Source organism: Streptomyces calidiresistens (assembly GCF_014141525.1).
GTDB classification, from domain to species: domain Bacteria; phylum Actinomycetota; class Actinomycetes; order Streptomycetales; family Streptomycetaceae; genus Streptomyces; species Streptomyces calidiresistens.
Genome location: NZ_VKHS01000228.1, coordinates 1 through 6,908, shown reverse-complemented (window position 1 = coordinate 6,908; position 6,908 = coordinate 1). Strand labels below are relative to the sequence as shown.

At 72.3% G+C, this 6,908-nt stretch carries 8 protein-coding genes; all 8 read left to right on the top strand.

Going from position 1 to position 6,908, the window contains the following annotated elements:
- Window positions 1–39 precede the first annotated feature (39 nt).
- Complete coding sequence (rimM, locus tag FOE67_RS11750; protein WP_182663334.1) at window positions 40–618, top strand: ribosome maturation factor RimM; 579 nt, start codon at window positions 40–42, stop codon at window positions 616–618.
- A complete protein-coding gene (trmD, locus tag FOE67_RS11745) occupies window positions 618–1,496 on the top strand; it encodes a tRNA (guanosine(37)-N1)-methyltransferase TrmD (RefSeq protein WP_182663332.1) in 879 nt (292 codons plus the stop codon). Before rimM ends, trmD begins: the two co-directional genes overlap by 1 nt.
- 166 nt (window positions 1,497–1,662) lie before the next feature.
- Window positions 1,663–2,010 (top strand): 50S ribosomal protein L19, encoded by a 348-nt coding sequence (rplS, locus tag FOE67_RS11740; protein WP_182663330.1) that lies wholly within the window; start codon window positions 1,663–1,665, stop codon window positions 2,008–2,010.
- A 301-nt stretch (window positions 2,011–2,311) separates the two neighbouring features.
- Window positions 2,312–2,896 (top strand): signal peptidase I, encoded by a 585-nt coding sequence (gene lepB / locus FOE67_RS11735; protein ID WP_438874208.1) that lies wholly within the window; start codon window positions 2,312–2,314, stop codon window positions 2,894–2,896.
- A 52-nt stretch (window positions 2,897–2,948) separates the two neighbouring features.
- Window positions 2,949–3,707, top strand: a complete 759-nt coding sequence (gene lepB, locus FOE67_RS29220; protein ID WP_323384768.1) for a signal peptidase I — start codon at window positions 2,949–2,951, stop codon at window positions 3,705–3,707.
- A gap of 232 nt (window positions 3,708–3,939) precedes the next feature.
- Complete coding sequence (gene lepB, locus FOE67_RS11725; RefSeq protein ID WP_182663328.1) at window positions 3,940–4,941, top strand: signal peptidase I; 1,002 nt, start codon at window positions 3,940–3,942, stop codon at window positions 4,939–4,941.
- A 293-nt stretch (window positions 4,942–5,234) separates the two neighbouring features.
- Window positions 5,235–5,930: a signal peptidase I gene (gene lepB / locus FOE67_RS11720; protein WP_228473790.1), complete on the top strand. Its 696-nt coding sequence runs from the start codon at window positions 5,235–5,237 to the stop codon at window positions 5,928–5,930.
- Window positions 5,931–6,016: 86 nt separating this feature from the next.
- Window positions 6,017–6,349, top strand: coding sequence for a DUF2469 domain-containing protein (locus FOE67_RS11715; protein ID WP_182663324.1), 333 nt, complete (start codon window positions 6,017–6,019; stop codon window positions 6,347–6,349).
- The last annotated feature ends 559 nt before the right edge of the window (window positions 6,350–6,908 follow it).

The window sequence follows — 6,908 nt, the reverse complement described above, 5'->3', positions numbered from 1 at the left end:
GTTCCCCAGTTCCCCAGTTCCCGGAAGGCAGCCGATCCCGTGCAGCTCGTCGTCGCCCGCATCGGTAGGGCCCACGGCATCCGCGGTGAGGTCACGGTCGAGGTCCGCACCGACGAGCCGGAGATCCGGCTCGGACCCGGCGCGGTGCTGGCGACCGACCCCCCGGAGGTCGGACCGCTCACCATCGAGTCCGGTCGGGTCCACAGCGGCCGCCTGGTGCTGCGCTTCGTCGGGGTGCGGGACCGCTCCGCCGCCGAAGCCCTGCGCAACACCCTCCTCATCGCCGAGGTGGACCCGGAGGAGACCCCGGAGGATCCCGAGGAGTTCTACGACCACCAGCTCGTGGACCTGGAGGTGGTGACGGAGGACGGCACGCTCGTGGGTCGGGTCGCCGAGATCTCCCATCTTCCGGGGCAGGATCTGCTGGTCGTCGAGCGGTCGGACGGCGACGAGGTGCTGATCCCCTTCGTCCACGCCATCGTCCCCGAGGTGGACCCGGCGGGCGGTCGTCTCGTGGTGACCCCGCCGCCCGGTCTGCTCGACCCGACCGGAGAGGAAACCGGGGACGGGGACGGCGGTGGGGGGAGCGACGGCGGCACGCGGGGGAGCGACCTGTGATGCGCCTGGACATCATCACCATCTTCCCCGAGTACCTCGCCCCGCTCCGACTCTCGTTGGTGGGCAAGGCCGCGGACCGGGGGGTGCTCGACATCCGGGTGCACGACCTGCGGGCGTGGACCCGGGACCGTCACCACACCGTGGACGACACCCCTTACGGGGGCGGTCCCGGCATGGTCATGAAACCCGAGCCCTGGGGGGAGGCCCTCGACGAGGTCCTCGGCGCCACCCCCGCCCCGGTCCCCGGGGAACGACCGACGCACCCGGGGGCGGAGGGTGGGGGCACCGGCTCGCGCGGACCCTCCGGCCCGGTGGTGGTGGTGCCCACGCCCAGCGGACGCCCCTTCACCCAGGAGATCGCCGCCGAGCTGGCCGACCGTTCCCACCTGGTTTTCACCCCCGCCCGGTACGAGGGCATCGACCGCCGTGTGGTGGAGGAGTACGCCGAGCGGGCGGAGGTGCGCGAACTGTCCATCGGGGACTACGTCCTCGCCGGTGGGGAGGCGCCCGTCCTGGTGATGGTGGAGGCCGTGGTCCGGCTGCTGCCGGGCGTCCTCGGCAACGCCGAGTCCCATCGGGACGACTCCTTCGCGGCGGGCTCCATGGCGCATCTCCTGGAGGGCCCCGTCTACACCAAGCCCCCGGTGTGGCGGGGGCGGGAGGTCCCGGAGATCCTCCTCGGCGGGCACCACGGCAACATCGCGCGCTGGCGCCGGGACCGGGCCCTGCGGCGCACCGCCGAGCACCGTCCCGACCTGCTGCGCGCCGCCCCTCCCGAGAGCTGGGACGCGGGGGACCGCCGGTGCCTCGCGGAACTCGGGTGGGAACCGGGACCGGACGGTCGATTTGGGCCCCGCCCCGGCACCGTGGAAGAATGAGCCGTTGCCGTCGAACGGCGCGCCCCTGCCACAGGGGGCCGGCGCCCGCCGCGGCGGCACATCCCGCCGGGACGCGAGGTCCCGCGACGGGACCCGATCAGTTCATCCGTTCACCCCATACGATTCCGCCGATGACCTGTGGCATCGGCGAGGAGAGCAGCAGGTCATGAACCTCCTCGACAGCGTCGACGCCACGTCGCTCCGCGACGACATCCCGGCCTTCCGCCCGGGCGACACCGTCAACGTCCACGTGCGCGTCATCGAGGGCAACCGCTCCCGTGTCCAGCAGTTCAAGGGCGTCGTCATCCGCCGTCAGGGCTCCGGCGTGCGGGAGACCTTCACCGCCCGCAAGGTCAGCTTCGGCGTCGGTGTGGAGCGCACCTTCCCCGTCCACACCCCGGTCGTCGAGAAGATCGAGGTCGTGACCCGCGGCGCGGTGCGCCGGGCCAAGCTGTACTACCTCCGCGAGCTGCGCGGCAAGGCCGCCAAGATCAAGGAGAAGCGCGAGCGCTGAGTCGTTCCGGCCGCCATCCGGTTACCATCACGGAGTGGCCGACACCGACGCACATCGCACGGAGCGCGACCGCGGCGCCACCCCCTCCCGGGGGATCGGCCCGCGGTCGCGCTCCGTTGCGTCCACCGGCCTTCCCGCCGACCGCTCCGCCACCGGGTCCGGGCCGAAGGCCGCCGGGAACGCCCCCGGGGGGCGGAACGTTGATCCCGCCGGGGACGCCTCCCCCGGAAGGGCCGGGGGCCCGCGGCGCGCGTCCGGCAGGGGCAGGCGCCTGCGGGCACCGCTGATCGGAGGGTCGCTGGTGGTGTTCCTGCTGATCGGCAGCTACGTCGCGCAGCCCTTCGTCATTCCCAGCCGGTCCATGCAGACCACCCTGGAGGTCGGTGACAGGGTGCTGGTCAACAAGCTCGCCTACCGCTTCGGTGGGGAGATCCGCCGCGGTGACGTCGTCGTCTTCGACGGTACCGGCGTCTTCTCGGGGGAGGGGGATCCCACCGGGCCGTTGGCCCGCACGGTGCGCACCCTCGCCTCCTCCGTGGGGATCGGCCGGGCTCCCGGGGACGATTACGTCAAACGGGTGATCGGCCTCGGTGGTGACCGCGTGCGCTGTTGCGACGAACGCGGACGTATCGAGATCAACGACGTTCCCCTCGACGAGCCGTGGCTCCGTCCCGGGGAGACCCCCTCGGAGGTGGAGTTCGACATCCGGGTGCCGGAGGGGCGGCTGTGGGTGATGGGCGACCACCGTTCGGACTCCGTGGACTCCCGTGACCTCCTCGGCCGACCCGGCGGCGGAACCGTCCCCGAGGACCGGGTGATCGGCCGCGCCGAGGCGGTGGTCTGGCCGCCCGCCCGTCACGCCTCGTTGCGGGTGAGCGGTGGGTAGGCGCGGCCGTCCCCCGGAGCGCGGCGCCGGCCGGGGAGGTGCCGGGCGTCGGGTGGCGGGCCGCGTCCCCGAGACCGGCGGCCCGACCGAGGGAAGGGCCGCCCGCCGACGGACGGCCAAGCGGATCAAGCGTCGACGCCGTCTGCGCACGACCCGGGAGATACCCATCCTGCTGGTCATCGCGCTGGCCATAGCGCTGGGGATCAAGACCTTCCTCGTCCAGCCCTTCGTCATTCCGTCGGGCTCCATGGAGCAGACCATCCGCATCGACGACCGGGTGCTGGTGGACAAGTTCAGCCCCTGGGTGGGGTGGGAGCCCTCCCGGGGGGAGGTCGTGGTCTTCAAGGATCCGGGGGGGTGGATGGCCGGCGACCCCTTCGTGGAGGCCACCGAGTACCCCCCGGTGATCCGCGAGGCCAGGGCGGTTCTGAGTTGGGTCGGTCTGCTGCCCGAGGACGACGGGGAACATCTGATCAAGAGGGTGATCGCCATCGGTGGGGACACCGTGGTGTGCTGCGACGCGGACGGGCTGATCACGGTCAACGGGACCCCGCTGCGGGAACCGTACCTGCACCCGGGCAACGCCCCCTCCACCCTCCCCTTCGATGTCACGGTGCCCGAGGGACGGGTGTTCGTCCTGGGGGACCACCGTTCCCGCTCACAGGATTCGCGGTTCTACCTCGACGACCCCGGGCAGGGGACGGTTCCGGTGGACCGGGTGGTGGGACGCGCCGTCGTGATCGCCTGGCCCTTCGACCACTGGACGACCCTCAACGGCGTGGAGGCGTTCGCGGCCGTCCCCGATCCCTGATCGCCGGCCCGGCGCCCGACACCCGTTCCCCGCTTCCGTGGAGCGGACGGCGTGGGAGTGTCCGGTGTGACGGGAGCGTCGCCCGGGTCGCGGTGCGTGGCCCGGGAAAGAATTGACCAAATACCCCGCCCCCCGATGCCTGCGGAACCCCCGCTCGTTAGGGGAGGAGGAGGACAACGATCCACCCCGCCCGGGGTGGACCCCAGCGGCCTGAGGAGTGGATGTGGGGGACGTGGCAGTCGGTGCCCGGTCCGGCGCGAACGAGGAACCGGAGGATCGCCCGGCGCGACCCGACGGGCTTCCCGGGGACGCCGACCCCGGTGTTCCCCCCTCCCGAGGGGAGCGGACGCACGGGTCCGGTGGCCCCACCCCCGGAGGCTCCCGGGAACCGGGGGACGACCCCGACGCCCCGGACGGCGAGGTGACCGAGCCGGGGGAGGGGGATCGCCGGGAGAACCCTCCCAAGCAGCGGTCCTTCTGGAAGGAACTGCCGATCCTCGTCGGTATCGCCCTGGTCCTGGCGCTGCTCATCAAGACCTTCCTGCTCGAGGCGTTCTCCATTCCGTCCGACTCGATGCAGAACACCCTCCAGCGGGGTGACCGGGTGCTGGTGGACAAACTGACGCCGTGGTTCGGTTCCACGCCGGAACGCGGCGAGGTGGTGGTCTTCCGCGATCCGGGCGGCTGGCTGGGGGAGTCCCCCGAGGCCTCCGGGCCGTGGGCCACCGTGCAGAAGGGGATCAGCTACGTGCTGCCGTTCCCCTCGCCCGATGACAAGAACCTGATCAAGCGGGTGATCGCGGTCGGCGGGGACACCGTGGCCTGCGAGCAGGGCGGCCCGGTGACCGTCAACGGCGAGCCGGTCGACGAGACGGACTTCGTCTACCCGGGCAACACTGCGTGCGACGACAGGCCCTTCGGGCCCCTGGAGGTCCCCGAGGGCAGGCTCTGGGTCATGGGGGACCACCGCCAGGGTTCCCTGGACTCCCGCTACCACATGGACGGTCCCACGGGCGGCACGGTCTCCGAGGACGAGGTGGTGGGTCGCGCGATCGTGGTCGCCTGGCCCCTCGGCCGTTGGTCCTTCCTGCCGGTTCCCGACGGTTACGACGAGTTGAACGCCGCCTCCCCGGCGGCCCTGCCGGTGACGGCCCTCTCCGGCGCGCTGGGCGCGGCGGGCGCCGTACCGTTGGTGATGTGGCACCGCCGACGGCGGGCCGCCGGAAGCGACTGACCGCCGCGGACCGGTCGGGGGCGACGTTTTCTTCCCGGGTCTCCCCGGGTCTCCCCGGGTCTCCCGCTCCGCTCCGCCGGAGGGTGGGCTTGTCCCCGATCCGTCCCGGGACCGTCCGGTCGTCGTCCCGGGCATCGCGGCGGGCTACGGGATCGGACGGTGCCCGGGTAGGGTCGCCTTCCGACCGTACTTCCCGGCGCGAACACCCGCGGCGGGCCGTCGGACTCCGGGAGGGATACGGGATGGGCACAGGGCGGCGGAGCGGGGGACGGTTCGCACGACGGCTCTCGGTGATGACGGCCGTGGCCGGGTGCCTGCTCTTCCTCGGCGGATTCGTCCTGGTGGCCGTCCTCTACCAGCCCTATGCCATCCCCACCGATTCGATGGCCCCCACCGTGCGGCCCGACGACCGGGTGCTCGCCCACCGGGTCGCGGGGCCGGAGGTGCGCCGCGGCGACGTCGTGGTCTTCCGACAGGAGAGCTGGGGCGAGCTGCCCATGGTCAAACGGGTGGTGGCGATCGGTGGGGACACCGTGGCCTGCTGTGACGAGGAGGGGCGCCTGCTGGTCAACGGCAGGCCGATCGTGGAACGCTATCTGGACGTCGGGGAGCCCGCCTCCGCCACACCCTTCGAGTACGAGGTCCCGCCCGACGAACTGTTCCTGCTCGGCGACCGACGGGCGGATTCCCTGGACTCCCGCACGCGGCTGATGGAGGGGGAGACCGCCACCGTGTCGAGGGACGCGGTGACCGCCCGGGTGGAGGCCACGGTGTGGCCTCCGGAGCGCTTCGGGCTCCTGCCCCGGGCCCACGGCTTCGCGGATCTGCCCGGGGGACTCTCGGAACCCGGACCTTTCCGGCCGTTGCTGTGGGCCATTGCCTCCGGTGCCGTGCTGATCCTGTTGTCCGTGTGCACCGGTCCGATCCTGCGCGGCCTGACCGGTTCGAGGGGAGGTCCGGGGGGAAGAGGGGGGCCGCGCAGGACGTGAGTCCGGGGGTGTACCCGACCGAACCGGGGCGCCGAGCCGCGGTGCCGGCGCACAATGAGGGAACGAGCGGCTGAAGGGACCACGTGATGAGCGCCGAGGATCTCGAGAAATACGAGACCGAGATGGAGCTGAAGCTCTACCGGGAGTACCGGGACGTGGTCGGCCTCTTCACGTATGTGATCGAGACCGAGCGGCGCTTCTATCTGACCAACGACTACGAGATGCAGATCCACTCGGTCCAGGGAGAGGTGTTCTTCGAGATCACCATGGCCGATGCCTGGGTGTGGGACATGTACCGTCCCGCCCGGTTCGTCAAGCAGGTGCGGGTTCTCACCTTCAAGGACGTCAACGTGGAGGAACTGAACCGCAGCGAGCTGGACCTGCCGGAGAACTCCGGCTTCCGGGGCGGGAACTCCTGAGGAGCCCGGTCCGCCCCCTCGGGGACCCGGTGGCGGGAGGGATGTGGACCGGCTGCGGGCGGATGTCACCCCACCACTCCGGTTTTCATCCGTCCGGGTGAGGAGATGAAGACCCGGGACGGGGTTTTCCACAGGGCGCGGTCCCTCCTCGCCGAGCAGGGGCGATGCACGTCACCCTGATCGCATGATCACTCACCCGCGGCGATCGCGCGCCTCCCGTCCGGGGGCCGCTCCGCTTCCGCTGTCCCCGCCTCCCTCCCGACCGTTCGGGACGGTGCGGCCCGGCCCTGCCCCCGGCCCGCGCCGAAGGATGCTCGCACTCGTCGCCGTGCTCGTCCCGGTGGCCGTTTCGGTGGCGCTCGCGCTGAGGAGCCTCCCCGCCCCTGAGGGGGACACAGGGGCAGGGGGCGAGGTGCTCCGCGCCGTCCCCGTCGGAGGCCAGGGAGCACCGTCCCGGGCTCTCCCCGGCGAGGCGGGCTCCGGGAGCGGAACGCCGGCCGGTGCCGGTCCTCCCGGTCCTCCCGGTCCCCCTCCACCCCCCGCCCGGTGGCCGCTGATC

Coding starts and splice junctions, on each gene's coding strand:
- trmD (WP_182663332.1), top strand. CDS start 618: ATGCGCCTGGACATCATCACCATCTTCCCCGAGTACCTCGCCCCGCTC.
- rplS (WP_182663330.1), top strand. CDS start 1,663: ATGAACCTCCTCGACAGCGTCGACGCCACGTCGCTCCGCGACGACATC.
- lepB (WP_228473790.1), top strand. CDS start 5,235: ATGACGGCCGTGGCCGGGTGCCTGCTCTTCCTCGGCGGATTCGTCCTG.
- FOE67_RS11715 (WP_182663324.1), top strand. CDS start 6,017: ATGAGCGCCGAGGATCTCGAGAAATACGAGACCGAGATGGAGCTGAAG.